At 69.6% G+C, this 19,171-nt stretch carries 14 protein-coding genes and 1 riboswitch; of the genes, 3 read left to right on the forward strand and 11 right to left on the reverse strand.

Annotation, left to right across the window (positions count from 1 at the left end; translation table 11 throughout):
• Positions 1-9: 9 nt before the first annotated feature.
• On the forward strand, positions 10-786 hold the full coding sequence (locus tag FHS02_RS13215; RefSeq protein WP_137317789.1) for an FAD-binding oxidoreductase: 777 nt from the start codon (positions 10-12) through the stop codon (positions 784-786).
• A gap of 12 nt (positions 787-798) precedes the next feature.
• Here FHS02_RS13215 and FHS02_RS13220 read toward each other — a convergent pair whose 3' ends face one another.
• The 3 genes from FHS02_RS13220 to FHS02_RS13230 are packed head-to-tail and all read right to left on the reverse strand — an operon-like array spanning position 799 to position 5,229.
• On the reverse strand, positions 799-2,724 hold the full coding sequence (locus tag FHS02_RS13220) for a sensor histidine kinase, YfiR-like protein-associated (protein WP_137317103.1): 1,926 nt from the start codon (positions 2,722-2,724) through the stop codon (positions 799-801).
• Entirely contained in the window at positions 2,724-3,335 is a 612-nt protein-coding gene (locus FHS02_RS13225) for a TOL_0243 family YfiR-like periplasmic protein (RefSeq protein ID WP_137317102.1), read from the reverse strand. The genes FHS02_RS13220 and FHS02_RS13225 overlap by 1 nt, the downstream gene beginning before the upstream one ends.
• 1 nt (position 3,336) lies before the next feature.
• Positions 3,337-5,229, reverse strand: a complete 1,893-nt coding sequence (locus tag FHS02_RS13230; protein ID WP_175424960.1) for a TOL_0244 family TonB-dependent receptor — start codon at positions 5,227-5,229, stop codon at positions 3,337-3,339.
• Between the two features lie 430 nt (positions 5,230-5,659).
• Here FHS02_RS13230 and FHS02_RS13235 point away from each other — a divergent pair, with 430 nt between their 5' ends.
• A complete protein-coding gene (locus FHS02_RS13235) occupies positions 5,660-6,517 on the forward strand; it encodes a 2OG-Fe(II) oxygenase (protein ID WP_137317100.1) in 858 nt (285 codons plus the stop codon).
• A gap of 70 nt (positions 6,518-6,587) precedes the next feature.
• On the opposite strand, the gene FHS02_RS13240 is transcribed toward FHS02_RS13235, so the two are convergent.
• The 7 genes from FHS02_RS13240 to FHS02_RS13270 all read right to left on the reverse strand — a co-directional run bounded on the left by FHS02_RS13240 (position 6,588) and on the right by FHS02_RS13270 (position 16,117).
• On the reverse strand, positions 6,588-6,767 hold the full coding sequence (locus FHS02_RS13240) for a hypothetical protein (protein WP_137317099.1): 180 nt from the start codon (positions 6,765-6,767) through the stop codon (positions 6,588-6,590).
• Between the two features lie 244 nt (positions 6,768-7,011).
• The gene (locus tag FHS02_RS13245) at positions 7,012-7,365 is read right to left on the reverse strand and encodes a DUF2149 domain-containing protein (RefSeq protein WP_217496874.1); all 354 of its coding nucleotides are present in this window, start codon (positions 7,363-7,365) and stop codon (positions 7,012-7,014) included.
• Positions 7,362-7,817, reverse strand: a complete 456-nt coding sequence (locus FHS02_RS13250; protein WP_137317098.1) for a MotA/TolQ/ExbB proton channel family protein — start codon at positions 7,815-7,817, stop codon at positions 7,362-7,364. Before FHS02_RS13250 ends, FHS02_RS13245 begins: the two co-directional genes overlap by 4 nt.
• The gene (locus FHS02_RS13255) at positions 7,814-12,268 is read right to left on the reverse strand and encodes a cobaltochelatase subunit CobN (protein ID WP_137317097.1); all 4,455 of its coding nucleotides are present in this window, start codon (positions 12,266-12,268) and stop codon (positions 7,814-7,816) included. Before FHS02_RS13255 ends, FHS02_RS13250 begins: the two co-directional genes overlap by 4 nt.
• A gap of 79 nt (positions 12,269-12,347) precedes the next feature.
• Positions 12,348-12,564: riboswitch (cobalamin riboswitch) on the reverse strand.
• A 39-nt stretch (positions 12,565-12,603) separates the two neighbouring features.
• Complete coding sequence (locus tag FHS02_RS13260; protein ID WP_137317096.1) at positions 12,604-13,968, reverse strand: DUF3526 domain-containing protein; 1,365 nt, start codon at positions 13,966-13,968, stop codon at positions 12,604-12,606.
• Positions 13,965-15,413 carry an ABC transporter permease gene (locus tag FHS02_RS13265; protein ID WP_137317095.1) on the reverse strand — a complete coding sequence of 483 codons (1,449 nt, stop codon included), beginning with the start codon at positions 15,411-15,413 and terminating at the stop codon, positions 13,965-13,967. The genes FHS02_RS13260 and FHS02_RS13265 overlap by 4 nt, the downstream gene beginning before the upstream one ends.
• On the reverse strand, positions 15,410-16,117 hold the full coding sequence (locus FHS02_RS13270) for an ABC transporter ATP-binding protein (protein ID WP_371861492.1): 708 nt from the start codon (positions 16,115-16,117) through the stop codon (positions 15,410-15,412). The genes FHS02_RS13265 and FHS02_RS13270 overlap by 4 nt, the downstream gene beginning before the upstream one ends.
• Before the next feature lie 318 nt (positions 16,118-16,435).
• On the opposite strand from FHS02_RS13270, the gene FHS02_RS13275 reads away from it, so the two are divergent.
• A complete protein-coding gene (locus tag FHS02_RS13275) occupies positions 16,436-18,547 on the forward strand; it encodes a sensor domain-containing protein (protein WP_137317094.1) in 2,112 nt (703 codons plus the stop codon).
• 122 nt (positions 18,548-18,669) lie between these two features.
• Here the strand turns inward: FHS02_RS13275 and cynS are convergent, their stop codons facing one another.
• Positions 18,670-19,113, reverse strand: coding sequence for a cyanase (gene cynS, locus FHS02_RS13280; RefSeq protein ID WP_131146671.1), 444 nt, complete (start codon positions 19,111-19,113; stop codon positions 18,670-18,672).
• Positions 19,114-19,171 lie beyond the last annotated feature (58 nt).

Consider the following 19,171-nt stretch of genomic DNA (forward strand, 5'->3'; position numbering starts at 1 on the left):
CGCAGCCACATGAACGACGCCGGGCGCGCCGGCTGGCAGCGGGCCGTCATCGCCCGCATCGAACAGCGCACCGGGCGGATGCGCAGCTATTACCTGCGGGCGCCGCTGGCGCGCCACGTGGCTGGCCAGCATGTCGACCTGCGGCTGACGGCGCCGGACGGCTACCAGGCGCGCCGCAGCTACTCGATCGCCTCGGCCCCCGGCGCCGCCGACATCGAGCTGGCCATCGAGCTGCTCGACGACGGCGAAGTCTCCGCCTGGTTCCACGACATGGCGCAGCCGGGCGATACGCTCGACGTGCGCGGCCCGCTGGGCGGCCATTTCGTCTGGCATCCGGAACAGCCGGGCGCCATCCTGCTGGTGGCCGGCGGCTCCGGCGTGGTGCCGCTGGTCTCCATCGCGCGCGCATGGCGGCAGGCCGGGGCACCGGTGCCGGCGCTGCTGCTGCACTCGGCACGCGCCTGGGACAGCCTGGCATACCGCGACGACCTGCGCGCCATCTCCGATGCGCACGCGAACTTCGACTACATCACCACCGTGACCCGGGACGCCGGTTCATCCGGCCATGCGTCATCCGGCCATGCGTCACCCGGTCACGAGGCACCCGCCAGTCACGCCCGCCGCATCGACCGCGCGATGATCGACCAAGCACTGGCGCGCCTGGGCGGCGCGCCGTCGACCTGCTACGTGTGCGGCGCCAACGGGTTCGTCGAAACGGTTGCCCAGTTGCTGGTGGCGGCCGGCATCGCACCGCGCGCGATCCGCACTGAACGGTACGGCGGATAGCGTGCCGAACCGCTAACCCCGGTCCGTCACGGCCACGGAATCGCTTTTCCCGGCCAGGATGGCGAGGATCTGTTCGACGCTGACCGGCTTGACCAGATGCTGGGCGAAGCCGGCCTCGAATGCCAGGTCGCGGTCCTTCTGCTGCCCCCAGCCGGTCACGGCGATCATCACCGTGCGGCCCAGTGCGGGCATGGCGCGCAGCGCGCGCGCCAGGTCGTAGCCGTTCAGGCCCGGCAGGCCAATGTCGAGGAAGGCGAAATCGGGCGCGAAGCCGGCGGCGTCGGCCAGTGCCTGCGGGCCGTCGTGGCACACATGCACCGTGTGCCCCATCGTGCGCAGCAGGCCGCCGATCGCGTTGACGAAATCCTCGTTGTCGTCGACCAGCAGGATGCGGAACTTCCGTTCGCCGCCAAGGCTCGGCGCGGGCCGTGCCACGGGGGACGGCGCTTCGGCCAGCACCGGCAGCGTGACCGTAAACGTGCTGCCCTGCCCCTGCCCGTCGCTGGCCGCTTCCAGGGCGCCGTCGTGCAGCTCGACCAGGCGGCGCGCCAGCGACAGGCCCACGCCGAGGCCCTGGTTGGTGCGCTCCAGCGTGGCGTCGGCCTGCACGAACATCTCGAAGATCGCGCCCAGCATGTCCGGCGCGATGCCGATGCCGTCGTCAGCCACGTGGATGCGCAGCCTGCCGTCGCCGCCCACTTCGGCCGACAGCGCGATGTGGCCGCCGCGCGGCGTGTAGCGCGCGGCGTTGTTCAACAGGTTCGACAGCACCTGCGCCAGCCGTGTCGAGTCGCCCAGCAGATGCACCGGGCCGGGCGGCAGGTGCACCGCCAGCTGGTGCCCCTGCGCGTCGATGAACGGGCGCGCGATCTCCAGCGCATTGGCCACCACCGCGTGCAGGTCCAGGTTCTCGCGCCGGATCGTCAGCTTGCCGGTATTGATGCGCGATACGTCCAGCAGGTCGTCGACCAGGCGCACCATCTGTTTCAGCTGGCGCTCCATCACGCCGCGCGCGCGCAGGCTGGCGGCCGGGTCGCCGCCGTTCAGCCGCATGATGTCGAGCCCCGTGCGCAGCGGTGCCAGCGGGTTGCGCAACTCGTGTGCCAGCGTGGCCAGGAACTCGTCCTTGCGCCGGTCGGCCAGCAACAGCGCCCGTTCCGCGCCCTGCCGCACGGCCATCTCGCGTTCCAGCGTCAGGTTCGCTTCCTCCAGCGCGTTGGCGCGCCGCCCGATCTCGGCCAGCATGTCGTTGAACGCATCGACCAGCGTACCGATCTCGCCGCCATGCTTGCCATGGTGATCGTCGTCGTAGTCGACGCGCAGCGAGAAGTCGCGCCGCTGCATCACCGCGCGCGCCACGTTCGTCACCGCCTGCAGCGGCCGCGTGATCGCCTGCTGCAGCCGGCTCGCCACCAGGGCCGCCAGCAGCAGGCTCGCCAGCATGACCACGCCGAGGATCATGGCATAGCTGGCCAGCCGGTCCAGCAGGCGGTAGCGCGCGCTCAGGTACACGGTGCCGACCCGCTCGCCGTTCTCCACGATCGGGTGGTAAACCACCATCCGGCCGCCTTCGATCGCATGGCCGGAACGGCCGGGGCGCGCCGGCAGCGCAGGCACGTCGGCCCCGGGCAGCGCGTAGTCGGCGAAAACGGCGCCGCCGGCACCATAGATCGCGCCCTGCTGGATCTGCGGCCGCACCCGCAGCAGCGCCAGGTTCTGGCGCGCCGCGGCGGGATCGTTGAAGCCCACCGCCGGCGCCGACACGGTGGCCACGATTTCCGCCTGGGTGGTCAGGTCGTCCACCCAGTTCTGCTGGAACGTCGTCAGGTCGTACACCAGCATGCTGACGGAAGTGGTGACCAGCGCGGCGAAGGTGGTGGCCAGGGCCATCGCCACCAGCTTTGCCCGCACGGTATCGGGACGTAGGTGCGACAGCACTAGTTGCCCTTCTGCACGTGCCAGGCCACCGACAGCAGGCGCGAACTGAGCTTCAGGTTGCTGCGCTCCGCGGCCGGCAGGGATACCTCGAAGCGTACGCGCTCCTCGACGATGCGGAAGTTGATGACGGCGCCATGCTGCAAGCCGTTCTCGTCGTCGGCCACGCCGAGCGCGCCGCTCTGCGTGGCGCTGCGCAGGACCTTCGGCAAGTCGTCGGCCGCACCGGCGAACACCATCTGCAAGCCCGCCACCGGTTCGCCTTCGCGCAGGGTGCGCACGGTGATCGGGCGGCCGTTCACCGTGCGCCCGGCCGTGATGCGGGACAGTTCGGCGGCCACGTCGTCCGCGCCCATCACGCCGACGGCCAGCGCATTGCCGCCTTCCGCGCCTTCCTTCGCCGCCAGGAATTCCACATAGCCGAGAAACTTGAACAGGTAGGCAGCCTTCACGCTGCGCTCCAGGTTCGGCACGGCCGGTGCCGCCGGCTGCCCGATCGCCGGGCAGCTCAGCAGCACGCACAGCATGGCCAGCGCCAGCAGTGCAGTAAGCCAGCCCGGCCAGCAGGGCAATGCCGGAATCGGCCGGTGGTGTGCGATCGCGAGTGACGTCATGTCAGAAACGGTAAGTGAGCCGGAGTACGGCGGTACGCTCGAACACGCTGCGGTTCGGCGCCGCTCCGAACTCGGGGTGTGACCGGTGCAGCAGGTTCTGGCCGATCAGCGCCACGTCGAGATTGCGCGTGGCCTTCCATAACCATTGGAGGTCCAGTTCATGATAGGACGGCACGGCCGGGCGCGGCAGCGCGCCGACCCGCCGCAGCGTCCAGTCCAGCTGCATGTCGCCCGGCAGGTCGTGCGACGAGCGCAGCTGCCAGTAATGGCTCGGGTCGGCACCAGTCACGCCGCCGCTGCCTCCCGGGTCGCGGCTGCCGGGGTACAGCGCCGTGCGCACGCGCTGCACCACCAGGCCGCCGTTCAGCCGCCAGCCGTCCAGCGGCTCCCAGCGCGCCCACATCTCGATGCCGCGCGTGTGGCCATGGGCCATGTTGCGAAATTCCGTCAGTCCGCTGTACGCCGGCCCGTCGGGATTGGGTTCCTGGGTACGCAGCCGGTCGTACTTCGCGATGAACGCGGTGGCCGAATACGACCAGCGCGGCGATGGCTGGATGCGGTAGCCCAGCTCCACCGTCTTCGCCGTCTCCGACTGAAAATCGGGGCCGCCGCCGAAGATATAGCGCGGCACGCCGCCCACCAGGACGGGATTGACCGGCCGGTGGAAATCACGGTCGATGCGCGACGGCGCGCGCACCGTGCGCGCCAGGCTGGCCCACAGCAGCTGGCGGCTGTCCGGGGTCCACGCCAGGCGCATGCTGGGCAGCACTTCGGCTCCCGTGTAGTGGTTGTGCTCCACCTTGACGCCGCCGGTCAGCCGCAGGTCGCCGCGCAGCGCCACTTCGTCCTGCACGAACAGGCTGCCCCAGTGCATCGCCAGGTCGTTCGGCAGGTAAGCCTGGGCGCGGCCGTTGGCGATGCGGTCGCGCGAGTAGCGGTAGCCGGCGCCCCAGGTCACGCTGTGCGGCATCGAAGAATCGGCCGCCAGGCGCACGCCGTGCTGTGCTTCCAGCTCGACCGTGTCGAGCCGCTCGTACATCAGGTTCGGCTGGTTCCATTCGGTGTGATCGAGCACCAGCTGCAGGCGCACGTTGGAATCGTCCGCCAGCCGGCGCGTCAGCCGCGCCACCAGGTTCGCGCCGGACAGCAGCGTCGACCCGCCGGTGCGCTGCGCCAGGTCGGCCTCGTAGACGTCGCCCGACAGCATCAGGCCGCCGCGCGCACGGTCCCAGTCGGCGCGAAAGCCGGCCTGCCGCCGCGAGTACCCGGTGGCCGCCCGCCCGGTGTCGCGCACCGCGTCGTCCGCCTCGGCATAGCGCGCATAGACGCGGTAGTGGCCGCCGTTCGGCAATGCCGCGCCATAGCGCACGCTGCCGTCCCGGTCTTCCTTGCCGGCCGCGCCGGCCACCAGGCCGCCCTGGCTGTCCTTGGCCGAACGGGTGATCACGTTGATCACGCCGTTGACGGCGTTGGCCCCCCAGATCGTGGCGCCGGGCCCGCTGATCACCTCGATCCGCTCGACGTCTTCGAGCAGCACGTCCTGCGCTTCCCAGGACACGCCGGAAAACAGCGGTGTATACAGCGTGCGGCCATCGATCAGCACCAGCAGCTTGTTCGACTGCAGGCTGTTGAAGCCGCGCGCCGTGATGGCGTAGCCGCGCGCATCGACGCGCGCCACCTGCAGGTTCGGCGCCAGGCGCAGCGCTTCCGGCAGCGTGCGCGCGCCGCTGCGGCGGATCTCGTTGCCGGAAACGATGTAGACCGAGGCGGCGGCGTTGCCCAGCCTTTCTTCCTGCCGGGAGACGGACGTGATGACGATGTCGCTCAGCTGCTCGAGCGACAGTTCCGCAATGTCGTCCTGCAGCGGCGCGCCATTCGCAAGCCCGGCTGCCATGGCAAGGCAGGCTGCCGCAATCGGCGCACGAATCCCGGATGGACGCTGGATGGTTGGAGCACGTGTCATCGGACCGTGTCTGTTTGGTCTCATAAAGCCGCGCCAGGCAGGTTGATTTGTTGTCAAGAATTATAAGCACGCCGGCGTATCCCCTCGCGCACAGTAGCACATCGGCCTTGCAAATTGCGCAACGACCCGCATTTGCACCGGCACTTGTTGCTTAAATTCACTCGAGGACCCGATGTTTCCGAAACCGCCCCGCCCCGAACCGCCCCGCCGTGCCGTTGCCACGCAGGTCGTCCAGCAGCGTGTTGTGCAGCGCGTGCCCGACACGCTGGTTGCCGAACGCCCTGCCGGGCCGCCGGCGAGCGCTCCTCTCGCCCCGGATGCGCCTGCGGAAGGGCAGCCGCTTTAGGTATACTTCGTCACCATGAACAAATACACACGCATGTCCGACGAATGGGACCGCTGGCTCGACGCCAGCCTGGACAAGGGTTGCCGCACGCAAGACATCGTGGCCGCGATGGTGGCCGCGAACTACGATGCGGCGTATGCGGAACGGGCCGTGCAGGAACGCCTTGCGCGGCGGGCGCAGGCCGCGCCGGCGGCGGCAACGGCCGGTCCGTACCGCTACGGCACGCCGACGATCCGCCACCGCAACAACCTGATCGCCACCAGCGACCGCACGGTGCGCGTATCGATGCGCATCGAACAGCCGGTGATCGCCGTGCTGGACGACGTGTTCTCGGCCGAAGAATGCGATGCCGTGGTGGCGCTGGCGCGTGCGCGGCTGCAGCCTTCGGCCACGCTGAGCCCCACCACCGGCGAAAACCAGGTGAAGGAGCACCGCACCAGCCTCGGCGCCTTCCTCGACGATGCCGACGAGCCGGTGCTGCGCCGCCTGAACCGGCGCATCGCCGAAATCATGAACCAGCCGGTGGCCCATGGCGAAGCGCTGCACGTACTGCATTACGGCGTGGGTGCCGAGTACAAGCCGCACCACGATTACTTCGATCCCGCCAACAGCGGCTTTGCCGCCACGCTCAGGCGCGGCGGGCAGCGCGTGGCCACGCTGATCGTCTACCTGAACGACGTGGAAGAAGCGGGCGACACCATCTTCCCGAAGCTCGGCCTGTCCATCGTGCCGCGCAAGGGGTCAGCGGTGTACTTCGAATACGTCAACGCGGAAGGCCAGCTCGACGAGGCGAGCCTGCACGGCGGCGCGCCGGTGACGCGCGGCGAGAAATGGGTCGCTACCAAGTGGGTGCGGCAGGGCGTATTCAAGTAGGCGGCGGGTGGAGTGGCCGGGCGGTGCCGGCCGGCGGATCGCTCAGCTACGCAATGGCTCAGTCCCTGGCTCAGTCCTCCTGCCCGATCTGGTCGATGATGCGCTTGCCCTGCTCGACGCCGCCGTCGTTCATGCCGAGCGGGACGTAGTAGTGAAATAACGGCTCGCCGTCCTTGTAGACCGAGCCCATGCAGATTTCGTAACCCTTGTATTGCACTGTTTTCAACTTCGACAGTTCTGCGCCGATCATGTTTGCCTCCCCGGTATCAGTCAGTGGATAAGCCGCGCCGGCACGCCGGCGGACCTGTCTCGATAGGTTCCTACGGTTCCGAGTATGCCGTGCAAGGAAGACGCGAACTGTGCGCGGCTTCACCAAGTGAAGTGGGTCTGTTGCAGGCCTGCACACGCGGCGGCGGCGCCACCGGGCCTGGTGCGATGCGGCGAAGCGCCGGCGGCCTGGCGGTCCGCCAGGGGTAGGTGGGGCGCAAGAGTCGTTACTTCGTCGCCTGCGGCCCCGGCTCGACCAGTACCAGCTTGCCCGTCTTCGGATCGCGATACACTTCGCCGACCCGGTCGTAGCCGCTGCCGGCCTGCGTGATGCCGGCGGCGGGACGTTCGATCTGCCGGCCCTTCTCCACCGGTTGCGGCGCCTTGAACGCGCCCTGGCTGCCGGCGACCGCGGCGATCAGGCCGCAGGCGAAGACCAGCATCACGTCGACCAGGTTCACCAGGCTGGCGCGCGGATCTTCGTCGCCGCCGTCGAAACGCGCATCGAGGTGCGAATAGAGGCGCAGCCGCCGGCGTGCGGGTTTCGTGGCATTCGTGGAATTCGTGGATCTCGTGCTCATGCCGCGTTTTCCATCGCGTCTTCCATGGCTTCCAGCGTCTCTTCATACCAGCGGCGGCGCAGCTTGCCGATCACCAGGCCGCCGATGCCGGCCACCAGCCCGAGCACCGTGGCATCGAACGCCACGGTGACGGCACTGGCCAGCTGCGCCGGATCGCCGGCACCCAGCGCGGCCAGGCCCGGGCCCAGCGGAATGATCGTCGCCATCAGCCCCAGCATCGGCGGGATCCGCGCCAGCAGGTCGGCGCGCTCCAGCCGGTGGCGGGCGATCGCCTGCACCTGGGCGACATTGCCGCCGTCGCGCAGGCGGCGCAGCCCGTGGAAGCGTTCGCCGACCGCGATGCCGGCTTCCACCAGCGCGATGGCGCAGGCAGCCAGCAGCGCCGCCAGCGACGGCACCAGCAGCCAGCTGACCGCATCGTGCAGCCAGCCGAAGGAATGGGGATCGATCATGTGAAGCTCCTTGAAGGTTGAGGTACGGGGCGGCCGCCCGAAGGTTGGGGTACGGCGCGGCCGCGCCACAGGCCCGCCCCGAACAGGACAAGGCCCGCCGCCAGCATGGCCAGCAGGCGGACGACGGTGATGCCGGGCGCCTCCGCCACGTCAGCTTCCCGGTGCAATTCATACGCGCGCGGCGCAGGCACGTCAGGGACCACGATTTCGTCGCCCGGCTTTACCTGCGCCTGCGCTTGCTGATGAGCCCGTGTCCCGGTGCCAGGCAGTGCGAGCACTGCTCGCACAACACGGGCTCGGCTGTTGACATCGTTGGCATTGTTGGCGTTGTTGGCATTGTTGGCTTCGCTGGCAGCGCTGGCATCGCTGCCGGCGGGCAGCAGGTCGCCGCGCGCCTTGGCCAGCGTGATGCCGAGCGCCTGCGCGTCGGCGCTGTCCAGCTGCGGCGCCAGCCAGTTCCACATCGGGTGATCGGGCGCGGCGTGGCCGCTGCCGGGCAGGCCGTTGGCCGCCACCAGCCGCGCCAGCTCGCCGCCCATCTGCCGGATGGTGGCCGGATCGGTCTTCCAGAATCCCTTCTCCGCGGCGACCATGAAGATCGCCAGCATGTGCGCCTTCACGTGCGCGTTGTGGCGCTGGCCGAGGAACCGCGGCAGGTCCAGCCCGTGCTTGTCGTCGAAGTAGACGGATTTCACTTCGTCCCACGCCCAGTTCTTCACCAGGTCGGGCCGCGTGACCTGCCAGCCCCACAGGTTTTCGACGAATTCCTGGCCCATCGTGCGCGCGCCGGCATAGCCGTGCTCCATGAGCGGCTTCAGCCACGCCGGATTCAGGAAGCGGCCGCGCAGCTCGCCCAGCAGCGCCGCCGCCAGCGGCTCGACGTCGGCGCGGCCCGGCTGCGCGTGCTGCAGGATCAGCGCCTCCGGCACGCGGCCGGTACGGCCCTCGACCGCCAGCGACAGCCCGCCCAGGTAATCGAACGCATCGTTGTTGTCGAGCAGGCCGTACAGGTTGCTGGCGCGGCCATGGTAGGTGCGCGCGATGCCGTCCAGCGCCGCGTTGAATGCCGCGTGCTGCGCTTCGCCGCTGCCGTCGAGCCCGTATGCATGGCCCATCCGGTTGCGGTAGGCGTCGCCGATCTCGTCGCGCTCGCGCCACGCGCCGGAACGCTCGGTCAGCCGGTTGACGCCCGTGCCGTAGGCGCCCGGTGCATCGCCGAACACGCGCTGCGCGGCGCCCCGCCCGGCCTCGGCCACCGGCTGGCCGGCACGCACCAGCGCGCGCTGGCGGGTCAGCCATTCGCCGGCGACACGGTTGCCGGCCACCGGTTCGTCGCCCCAGGCAGCGCCGTCCAGCGGCGCCAGCGCGGCTTCCAGTGCTTCGCGCAGCGAAGGATCCTGCGCCGCCAGCGTATTGGCCGATGCCGCCAGCGCCAGCCGGCCGGCGCGGTCGATCAGCCGGATCAGGTTCGGGTACAGGTCGCGGAACAGGCCGGACGTCGTCACCAGCGCATCGCGCCGCGGCGCCCCCGGCTTCAGTTGCACGCCGGTGACGATGCCGCGCGCGTTCCACACCGGCTCGGCGCCCATCATCGCCAGCGCGAACGCCACCATCACGCCCTCGTCGCGCACCGCATCCGACGCCCACAGGATGATGCCTTCGCTGCCGGTTGCGTCGGAACTTCGGGCGACCGCCTTGCCCGCCAGGTCCGCGCCCAGGCGGTAGCCCAGCTTCGTCGGCAGGATGTCGCCATCGACCGCGTGGAAATTGCGCCCCGTCGGCAGTGCCTCCGGAGAGCGCAGCGGATCGTTGCCCTTGCCCGGTTCGATGTAGCGGCCATCCAGCCCGGCCAGCAGCGCCAGCATTTCCAGGCGTGGCGAATCGGCCAGTTTCGCCGCCACCTCCGGCCCCTCGACGCCGCCCTTCTTCATCGACGCCAGCATCAGGTCGACCGATTCCTGCTTCCACTGCCGGCCGAAGACGTGCAGCCCGTGCGGCATGAATTTTTCCTGCAGCTTGGTCAGGTAGTGGCCGATCTCGTGCGCCAGCAGGTCGTCGTCGGCCGCGTCGTAGCCGATGCCGCGCACTTCCAGCACGTCCGCCATCGACGCTTCCAGTTCCGCCTTCAGGTTCAGCGCCGCCACGCGTTCGCGCATCAGGGCCGCCGCCTGCGTCTTCAGCGATTCCGAGCTGGCCGCCTCGTAGCTTTCCACCACCTGGCGCAGCGCGAGCAGGTCGTCGTACAGCGGCGTGCTGGCCAGCGGCGGCGTCAGGTGGTCGACGATCACGGCCAGGCCGCGCCGCTTGGCCTGCGTGCCTTCGCCGACACCGTCGACGATGTACGGATAGATGCCCGGCAGGTCGCCGGCGATCAGGCTCGGGTAGTCGTCGCCGGCCAGCCCGACCGCCTTACCCGGCAGGAATTCGTACGTGGAATGGCGCCCCACGTGCACCAGCGCATCGGCCCGGAACCGGTCGCGCACCCAGTGGTAGAAACCCAGGTACTGGTGCGGCGGCGTGATGCTGGTATTCGCGTGCAGCAGTTCCTCGTCCACTTCCCAGCCGCGCGGCGGCTGCGGGCCGATGAACACATTGCCGAACACGAGCCCCGGCACCAGCATCCTGCCCTGGTCGACCATGATCCTGCCGGGCGCGGCGCCCCACCCTTTCAAGCCTTCGATGCCGTAGCCGGCCACCGTGCGGTTCAGCGGTTCCAGCGTGCCGCAGCGGTGTGGCGCGCGCACCTCCAGGCAGGCGCGGTAGCCGTTGCCCAGCGCTTCCAGGCCGCGCATCGCCGCCGCGCGCTGCGGATGGTCGGCGCCTTCGACCAGGTGCTGCAATTCCTTGACGATCACGTCCACCTGCTTGCGGCCGAGCAGCCATTCGCCGGCCTTTTCCGCTTCCAGCACGTCGGCATGCAGGCGGCCCAGCAGCCCGCTGGCCATCTCCCGCTGCACGCGCGGCGACAGCGTGCCGAACCACTTCGCATAGTCCGCCGCGCCGATCGTGTTGACGGCGGCGGCCATTTCGCGCAGGGCGGCGCGGTCTTCGGGAAGGTTGACGCCATGCGCCATGATCCGGTCCAGCAGCGCCTCGGGCGACGCCGGCAGCTCCCCCACCGTGTAGCCGGCGTCTTTCAGCGCATGCAGCATGTCGAACAGCGAGGCCGGAACGTCGAGATTGTCGGCGCCGATGTTCTGGCGGCCCGGCGGGTGGTTGTAATAGATCAGCGCCACGCGCTTGTCGCGGTTCGGTTTTTCGCGCAGCGCCAGCCAGCGGGTGACGCGGGCCGCCAGCCGCCCGGCCTCGGCGTCCAGCACGACGGGTGGCCGGTTCTCGATGCCGGTCGCCCTGTCGCGCTGCGCCTGGCCCAGCGCCGCCACCACGATCGGCTGGCCGATGCCCTGCAGTTCGGGCAGCGCCACGCGGTATTGCACGGAATCGGGCGGCAGGCCGTCGGGCGACAGCCGCCATTGCAGCGCGGTGCGGTCGGACAGCCGGATGGCCTTGAACACGGGAACATCGAGGCGCTTGAGCGCCGCAGCGACCGCTTCGCGTCCTTCGGCCGCGCCGACCACGAAATCCTGCAGCACCACCAGCGCCGCCGGCCGTGCCGGCGCCACCAGTTCCGGCAGCCGTTCCAGCGCTTCGCGCGACGCGCCGCCCCAGCGCGTGAGCACCTGCACGCACGGCTGGCCGCCCGCTTCGATGCGCGCGCACACGGCAGCCGGCACGGCCGCGTCCATGTTCGACAGGTCCAGCACCACCACGGCCGGCCGCGCCGTCAATCCCAGCCGGGCAGCGTTGCCCCAGGCGGCGCCGTCGACCAGTTCGCGCCGGCCAGCGCGCACGCGCAGCGTCGGTTCCGGCTGCGGGCCGGCCAGCGGCGTGGCCGGGTGCAGCCGGTGGGCCAGCAGCGCCGCGGTGTTGTCGACGCCGCCGGCCTGCCACAGGCGGCGCGCGGCCAGCCAGTGCGGCGCCGCGGGATGGGCCTGTGCCGCCCGCAGCGCCGCGGCCGGCGGATTTTCCGTCGACAGGTCGCGCAGCGTGTCGGGCGGGAAATCGCTCATCGCGCCATGCCCGTCGCGGCTCATCAGGCTGAGTCCCGCCTCGCCGTTGAATGCCAGGACCGCCGTGCGCAGCTTCGCGTGGCGCGCCAGCGCGGTCTTCAGGCGGTGGGCCGGATCGCCGAACAGCGAAACGGCCAGGATGGTGTCGGCCCCGCCGACCAGGCGCGCCGCCTCGCGGTCGGAGAGCGCCATCCATTGCGCCGGCGTGCGCAGTTCGATGCGGTCCTTCGGGTGCAGGGCAAGGTGGCGGTGCGCCGCCTCGATCGCCACCGGCGCGGCGCGTTCGGTGACGATGGCGAACAGCGTGGCGGCCTGGCCGCGGGCGCAGGCCAGGATGCACAGCAGCGCAAGCAGCGCGCGCAGGAAGGGAGAGAGATTCAAGTTGATCCGACCGGTCCGGCCCTGCCCGCGTGCGGGCCAGCCATGTATACGCAACTGGCGGGACCACACCCCGGGCCCGGCACATCCATTGCGAACGGCCGGTCTTCTGGCTCGCCGTCATTCTGGCCGGTTCGTGCCTTCCCGTGCGTGCACAGTGGCGATGGAACCGGTTCGTCAGGCATACAGCAGCGGGGGCTGCGCCGGACTGGCGGGGGATGGCGATCCCGCGCGTCACCGGCTTCCCGTTTCACCCTCCAGCCGGCAGGCGGGAGGGCACCGTTCACGTCAAGCGCCGGATTCTACAGGTGAAAATGCCGGTTTGTCACCGCTTGCGTTCACTCTCCCCCATGCATCCGCAAGCGGCCAAGCCGCCACACCCCCGCCGCGAACACCGCGCCGGCCAGCAGGAACAGCGCGAACAGCTCGGTCCCGCCGGGCATCCCGGCCGCCGCGTGCGGCACGAAGGCCGGCCGCCTGGCGAAATCGGCGGAGCCGAACGGCCGGTCGTTGAACAGGTACGAATAGTAGAAATGGCGGATCTCGCGGTGGAACGCCACGATGGCGTCCTGGTACGCCAGCTGCGCCGGAAGGTCGGTGCCGGCCAGCCGGTGCAGCACGGCCTGCGCCCCCACGCCCGGCAGCAGCCAGCCGAGCCGCCCCGTCCACGCCTGCCGGGCCACCAGCCCGTCGCGGTATGCGCGCGCTGCGCCGGCCACGCTCTCGTCGCCCACCTGATGGAAGGCGAAATACCATTTCCAGTGGAAGCGGCCCGGCACGTCCGCCTGGTGCTTCCACTCCGGGTGGCCGGCAACGAACCTGCGCATCGTTTCGGCGCGCGGGATTTCCCACGCGCCGTGCACGGCCTGCCGCTGGGCCAGCATCAGGTCCACGCCCTGGTTCACGGGGATCGCCCGGATCAGCGCCACGTTGGCCAGCGCCGGCAGCACGAGCGTCAGCATGGCCCAGGCTCCCATCAGCACCGTGGCGTTGGTGACGGAACGCCATTGGCGCGTGGCGACCAGCAGGGAAAGGCCGGTCCAGAAAGCCAGGCAGGCCGCCGTCACCGCCAGCACAACGATCGTGGCCGCGATCCCGCTGGCCGACAGCGCCGCGCCCACGCATGCCGGCACGGCCAGGCAGGCGAACAGCAGCGCGTAGCGCAGCCCGACGCGGCGCCGCCACAGCCGCCCCGCGTCGGGCATCGCCAGCAGCAGCCGCAGGCGCCCCGACTGCCTTTCCGCCGAGACCAGGTCGTGCAGCAGCGCGATCGTGAACAGCGGCGCCAGGTAGATCAGCACGAACGCGTAGTCGAAGCGGCCCGGCAGCGCCACTTCCGGGTTGAACGTTTCCCCTTCGTAGAGCTGGGCCTGCAACCCCAGCGCGCGGATGCGCAGCACGTACGGCGCCACGTCGCGCAGGCCCAGCGCCAGGAAGGCCGCGCCGGACGGCGGATCCCACGTGTTGTAGAACGTGTAGTAGGCCGGGTTGCCGGCGTCCTTGCTGTCCGGGTAGCGGGCCGCCAGCGCGGCCACGTCCCGCTCGTGCAGGGGCGCCAGGCGCTCGATGGTCTGCCGCTGGCGCTGCACTTCCCGCATGCCGGACCAGACGGCCAGCACGGACAGCAGCAACAGCAGCAGCAACGCAGCGGCGGACAGCCGTGAACGCAGCACCAGGCGCAATTCGAACGTGAGCCGGTTCATCGCACCGCCCTCCCCAGCCGGCCGGCCAGTACCCAGGCCGCAGCTCCCAGCACCGCCAGCCACAGGACGAGCATGGCGCCGGCGGGTGCCATGCGCCGCAGCGTATCGCCCAGCGGCGGCGGTTCGAAGGCGAATTCGGGGAACGCCTGCCAGTGTTCGCGCGACACCCGGGTATCCTTGCTCCGGTCGATATCGTCGGCGTAGGCCACGCGCTCCGCCTGCAGGCGGTTAAGGCCCTGGATCAGCGCGTAGCGATAGCGCTCGCCCTGCTCCAGGAAGCTGCGGTAGCTGGCCAGGTCGGTGCCGGCCGCCGCCATCGACAGGCGGCGCAGCGCCAGCGCCGGGCTGGCCCAGCCGAAGGCATCGATGAGCGCGGCCTGCCGTTCCTGCCGGTCGAACGCGGCGGCGGCATAGCGGTTGAACAGTTCGCTGGACTTGCGCTCGCCTTCCATGCCGACCAGCCCCTTGAAGTTGACCGGCAGGTCTTCGACGCGTGCCACGCCGTACTGCTTCAGCAGATTGTCGCGGAAGGCGGCGAATTTCGGATCGTCCGGATCGTGCGAATCGCCCTGCGCCAGGTACTCGCGCTGCACGTGGATCGCATCCTCGAAGCGCGTCGGCAGCGCCACCGCGGTGTTGGCCATGTCCGGCACCCAGCGCGGCAGCAGGATGACGATCACCGCCCACGCCGTCAGCAGCACCAGCAGCGCATCGCGGCCGCGCGCCACGCACAGCGAGACCAGCACCACCGCCAGTACCCAAAGCAGCAGCCAGCCCGTGTAGCCGGCGGCCAGCGCCATGGCCAGCGGCCAGGGCGCATGGCCATCCAGCGCGAACCAGGCCAGCGCCGCCAGTGCCGGCAGCAGCGCCAGCCCGGCGAATCCAGCCAGTGCCAGCAGCTTGCCCACCACGACCTGCCGGCTGCGCACACCCTGCGCGAGCAGCACGCGCAGCGTGCCCGATTCGCGTTCGCGCGCCACCGCCGCATGGCCGAAGAACACCAGCAGCAGCGGCGCCAGCACCTGCAGCACGAACGCCGGCGTCAGCTGGCCGAAGCGCAGCAGCAGCGAGGTTTGCCGCACGTCGCCGAAGTTGGCGCTGTTTTGCCGGTGCCCTTCGAGGAACAGCGTATTGCCGGTGAAGCCGTCGATGCCGGGATCGAAGGCGGCGAGCGGGTTCAGCGGCCGGAACAGGAAGTGCCCGTAATGCACCATGCGGTGCGGGTGCCGGTCCGGCTGCGCCTCGAATTCATGGTTCGCCTGCGCCTGGTAGCGGGCACGCTCGGCATCGGCCGCGCGCCGGTGCTCGTGCGCGGTGAGGGCCGCCACCAGCATCAGCATCGTCAGCAGTGCGATGCCGGCCACCGCGGCCCGGTCGCGGAACAGGGCCCGCCATTCCTCGCGTGCGATGCGCGCGACGACGTTGCTACCGCGAGCGGCGCTCATGCCGCGTGGCCGCCGTAGCGGCGGTGCAGGGCGCGCACGTCGAAGCGGTCGGCGCCGTTGGCGGCCACCTCCTCGAGCAGGCGGCCGCCATCGAGGAAGCCGATGCGGTCGGCCACGTCGGCGGCGCTGAGCAGGTCGTGCGTCACCATCAGCACGGCCACGCCCTGTTCGCGCAGCACGCCGAGCAGGCGGTTGAATTCGGCCGTGGCCTGCGGGTCCAGGCCGGACGTGGGCTCGTCCAGCAGCAGCGCCGGCACACGCCGCGCCAGCGCCAGTGCGATCGCCACCTTCTGCCGCATGCCCTTGGAAAAGCCCGATACGCGGCGGTCGAACGCCGCCGCGGCCAGGCCGGCGGCAGAGAGCGCCGCGTCGATGGCGCCCGGATCGCCGCCCTGCCCCGCCAGGTCGAGCAGGTAGGCGACGTTTTCGCGGGCGCTCAGGTGTTCGTACAGCGCCACGTTCTCGGGGATGTAGGCAAGATGGCGCCGCGCGTCGTCAGGCTGCGCGACGGGATCGATGCCGTGCACGCGCACCTGCCCGGCGCCCGGCGTGACGAAGCCCAGGAACAGGCTCAGTGTGGTGGTCTTGCCGGCACCGTTGGCGCCCAGCAGCGCATAGATCTCGCCGGCGCGGATGTGCAGGTCGAGCTGGCGCAGGATGGTCTTGCCGCCATAACCGGCGACGACCGCCGTGGCCTCGAGCACGTGGCCGCGTTCCGTTGCCGCCACGGCGTGGGTAGTTGCGATGTTCAAACGATCTTCCTCTCGAATGGGAAAAGGGATTGCCGACAATGGACTGACTGATACGGGACTGCCGGGAACGGGTCTTTTCGCAAATGATAATGCATTATCATTCTCAGTGACAGTCCGGCAAGCAACAAAACAACTGTCGAGGACAAACCGCTGTTTCCTGCCGGCATTAACTAAGGTATAGTTTTTCCTGCGCTGGACAGGCACGGGCCCCGCGAGCCCCTGTCCTGGAACCGAGCCGCCTCTCCGATATCACTCAAGTGCAAGCAAGCGATGACTGCCTCCTCTTCCGATCTGATCTATCGCCTGCTGGTGCAGAGCGTGGTCGACTACGCGATCTACCTGCTCGACACCGACGGCAATGTCGTCAACTGGAACGCCGGGGCCGAGCGTGCCAAGGGCTACAACGCGCAAGAGATCGTGGGACGCCACTTCTCGGTGTTCTACAGCGAAGCGGACCGCGCGGCGGGACTGCCGCGGCAGGCGCTGGAAACCGCCCGCGCCGAGTCGCGCTTCGAGGCCGAGGGCTGGCGCCTGCGCAAGGATGGCACGCGGTTCTGGACCAACGTGGTGATCGACGCCATCCACGACGACGACGGCAAGCTGGTCGGCTTTGCCAAGATCACACGCGACATCACCGAGCGCCACCAGCAGGAACTGAAGCTGGTCGAGGCCAAGGAACTGGCCGAGCAGTACAGCCAGCAGATGGCGTCCCTGTCGCATTTCCTCGACTCGGTGATCACGAACATACCCGGCAGCGTGCTGGCGCTGGACGTGAACGGGGAGCTGGAGGGGGGTCCCGGCGAAATCCTGCTGGCCAACGCCCAGGCGCGCCGCCTGTTTTCCGGCGGGGCGGCCATGCAGGGCCAGACCGTGCGCGGCTGCCTCGGTGCCGAGGTGGCGGCCTATCTCGAAGGCCTGGCGGCGGCTTCGGCGAGCGGCGAAGCGCCGCCGGACGACAGCCTGGTACAGACGCCGCTCGGCCCGCGCACGCTGCGCAGCCGCACCGTGGTGGGCAGCAAGCCCGATGGCGCCGGCGACTACCTGCTGGTCATCACCGAGGACGTGACCGACGAGCTGGCGGCCTACGCGCAGATCCACCACATGGCGCAGCACGGCGGCCTGACCAACCTGCCGAACCGCACGTTCTTCCAGCAGCGCCTGGAAGCGGCCATCGCCGACAGCGCGGCGGACGGCAGCCACGCCGCGATCCTGTGCCTGGACCTGGACAACTTCAAGAACATCAACGATGCGTTCGGCCACGGCTTCGGCGACAAGATCCTGCTGATGCTGGCCGCGCGGCTGAAGAAATGCGTGCGCGAGCACGATACGCTGGCGCGCCTGGGCGGCGACGAATTCGCCGTGGTGCTGCCGCGTATCGGCCGCGTCGACGAGGCGCAGCACGCGGCGCGGCGGCTGATCGATGCGGTCGCGCCGCCCTTCGCGATCGACGGCCACAGTTTCACGGTCGGCCTGTCGATCGGCATCGCGATCTCGTCGCACGAGGGCAGCAGCGCCGAGCAGTTGCTGCGCTTCGGCGACATGGCGCTGTACGAAGCCAAGCACAATGGCCGCAACCGCTACGAACTGTTCCGCCCCGAACTCGAAGCGGCGTCGCGCGTGCGCCGGCAGGTGGAAATCGACTTGCGCCGCGCGCTGCACCGCGGCGAACTGCAGATGCACTACCAGCCGATCATCGAAAAGGAAGGTTGCCGCATTTCCGGCTACGAGGCGCTGATCCGCTGGCAGCATCCCGTCAGGGGCGCGATCCCGCCGATGGACTTCATTCCGATCGCCGAGGAGACCGGCCTGATCCACGAACTGGGCGCGCGGGCGCTGAACCTGGCCTGCCAGGAAGCCGCGACATGGGCCAACGGCGCCACCGTGGCGGTGAACCTGTCGCCGGTGCAGTTCAAGAACAGCGAACTGGTAAAGACGGTCGCGCTGGCGCTCGAGGATGCGGGCCTGCCGGCGCACCGCCTCGAACTGGAAATCACCGAATCCGTCCTGCTCGCCAACACCGAGGGCAATATCCGCACGCTGCAGGCGCTGAAGGACCTGGGCGTGCGCATCTCATTGGACGATTTCGGCACCGGCTATTCTTCGCTGAGCTACCTGCGCTCCTTCCCGTTCGACAAGATCAAGATCGACAAGTCGTTCGTGCGCGACATGGGCGAAAGCCGCGAGGCGATGGCGATCATCCGTGCGATCACCGGTCTGTCCAGCAGCCTGCTGATCGAAATCACCGCCGAAGGCGTGGAGACCGAGGAACAGTTCCGGCAGCTGCAGGTGGAAGGCTGTTCGCATTTCCAGGGCTACCTGTTCGGCCGGCCGGTAGCTGCCGAGCACCGGATCGAAGAACTGGACGGACGCGGCGCCGGCTGAACGGTCTGCGCCACGAACGGCCTGCGCCACGAACGGGCAGGCGCACCGCGCTGGTGCGCGCCCGGCCCGGCAAGGCCGGCAGATCGGCCGGCAGAGCGGCCAGTAGATTGACCGGTAAGCTGTCAGTAGGTCTTGTAGGGCAGGAACTTGCCGGACATCGTAATGCTGACGCGGTCGCCGGCCGGATCCGGCTCGCGCTGCATGTCCATGCGGAAGTCGATCGCCGACATGATGCCGTCGCCGAATTCCTCGTGGATCAGTGCCTTGAACGTGGTGCCGTAGACACTGACCAGCTCATAGAAACGGTAGATCAGCGGGTCGGTCGGCACCGCCGTCGGCAGCGAACCGCGGTACGGCACCTGCTGCAGCAGCAGTACCGCCTCTTCCGGCAGGCCGAACACCTCGCCGACGATCGCCGCCTGGCGCGCATCGAACGTCATCTGGCCCAGGCAGCCGGCCGTCACCCATTCCTTCGACAGCCCGACCTGGGCCGCCACGTCGCACCATTTGATGTCCTTGCGGATCTTGGCGGTCATGATCATTTCGGTGACGTCGGTACGTTGCATGGCAGTCCTTTCAGTGTTGGGGGAGCGAATGGCGATGGCGGAATGCACCATCCCATAT

Origin of the sequence: Pseudoduganella umbonata (assembly GCF_014192225.1) — a bacterium.
GTDB classification, from domain to species: domain Bacteria; phylum Pseudomonadota; class Gammaproteobacteria; order Burkholderiales; family Burkholderiaceae_D; genus Rugamonas; species Rugamonas umbonata.

What these genes read in the sequence shown, in the direction of transcription:
- FHS02_RS13215 (WP_137317789.1), top strand. Translation starts at nt 10, where the DNA reads ATGAACGACGCCGGGCGCGCCGGCTGGCAGCGGGCCGTCATCGCCCGC.
- FHS02_RS13225 (WP_137317102.1), bottom strand. Translation starts at nt 3,335, where the DNA reads ATGACGTCACTCGCGATCGCACACCACCGGCCGATTCCGGCATTGCCC.
- FHS02_RS13230 (WP_175424960.1), bottom strand. Translation starts at nt 5,229, where the DNA reads ATGGCAGCCGGGCTTGCGAATGGCGCGCCGCTGCAGGACGACATTGCG.
- FHS02_RS13235 (WP_137317100.1), top strand. Translation starts at nt 5,660, where the DNA reads ATGAACAAATACACACGCATGTCCGACGAATGGGACCGCTGGCTCGAC.
- FHS02_RS13240 (WP_137317099.1), bottom strand. Translation starts at nt 6,767, where the DNA reads ATGATCGGCGCAGAACTGTCGAAGTTGAAAACAGTGCAATACAAGGGT.
- FHS02_RS13245 (WP_217496874.1), bottom strand. Translation starts at nt 7,365, where the DNA reads ATGAGCACGAGATCCACGAATTCCACGAATGCCACGAAACCCGCACGC.
- FHS02_RS13250 (WP_137317098.1), bottom strand. Translation starts at nt 7,817, where the DNA reads ATGATCGATCCCCATTCCTTCGGCTGGCTGCACGATGCGGTCAGCTGG.
- FHS02_RS13260 (WP_137317096.1), bottom strand. Translation starts at nt 13,968, where the DNA reads ATGAACCGGCTCACGTTCGAATTGCGCCTGGTGCTGCGTTCACGGCTG.
- FHS02_RS13265 (WP_137317095.1), bottom strand. Translation starts at nt 15,413, where the DNA reads ATGAGCGCCGCTCGCGGTAGCAACGTCGTCGCGCGCATCGCACGCGAG.
- FHS02_RS13275 (WP_137317094.1), top strand. Translation starts at nt 16,436, where the DNA reads ATGACTGCCTCCTCTTCCGATCTGATCTATCGCCTGCTGGTGCAGAGC.
- cynS (WP_131146671.1), bottom strand. Translation starts at nt 19,113, where the DNA reads ATGCAACGTACCGACGTCACCGAAATGATCATGACCGCCAAGATCCGC.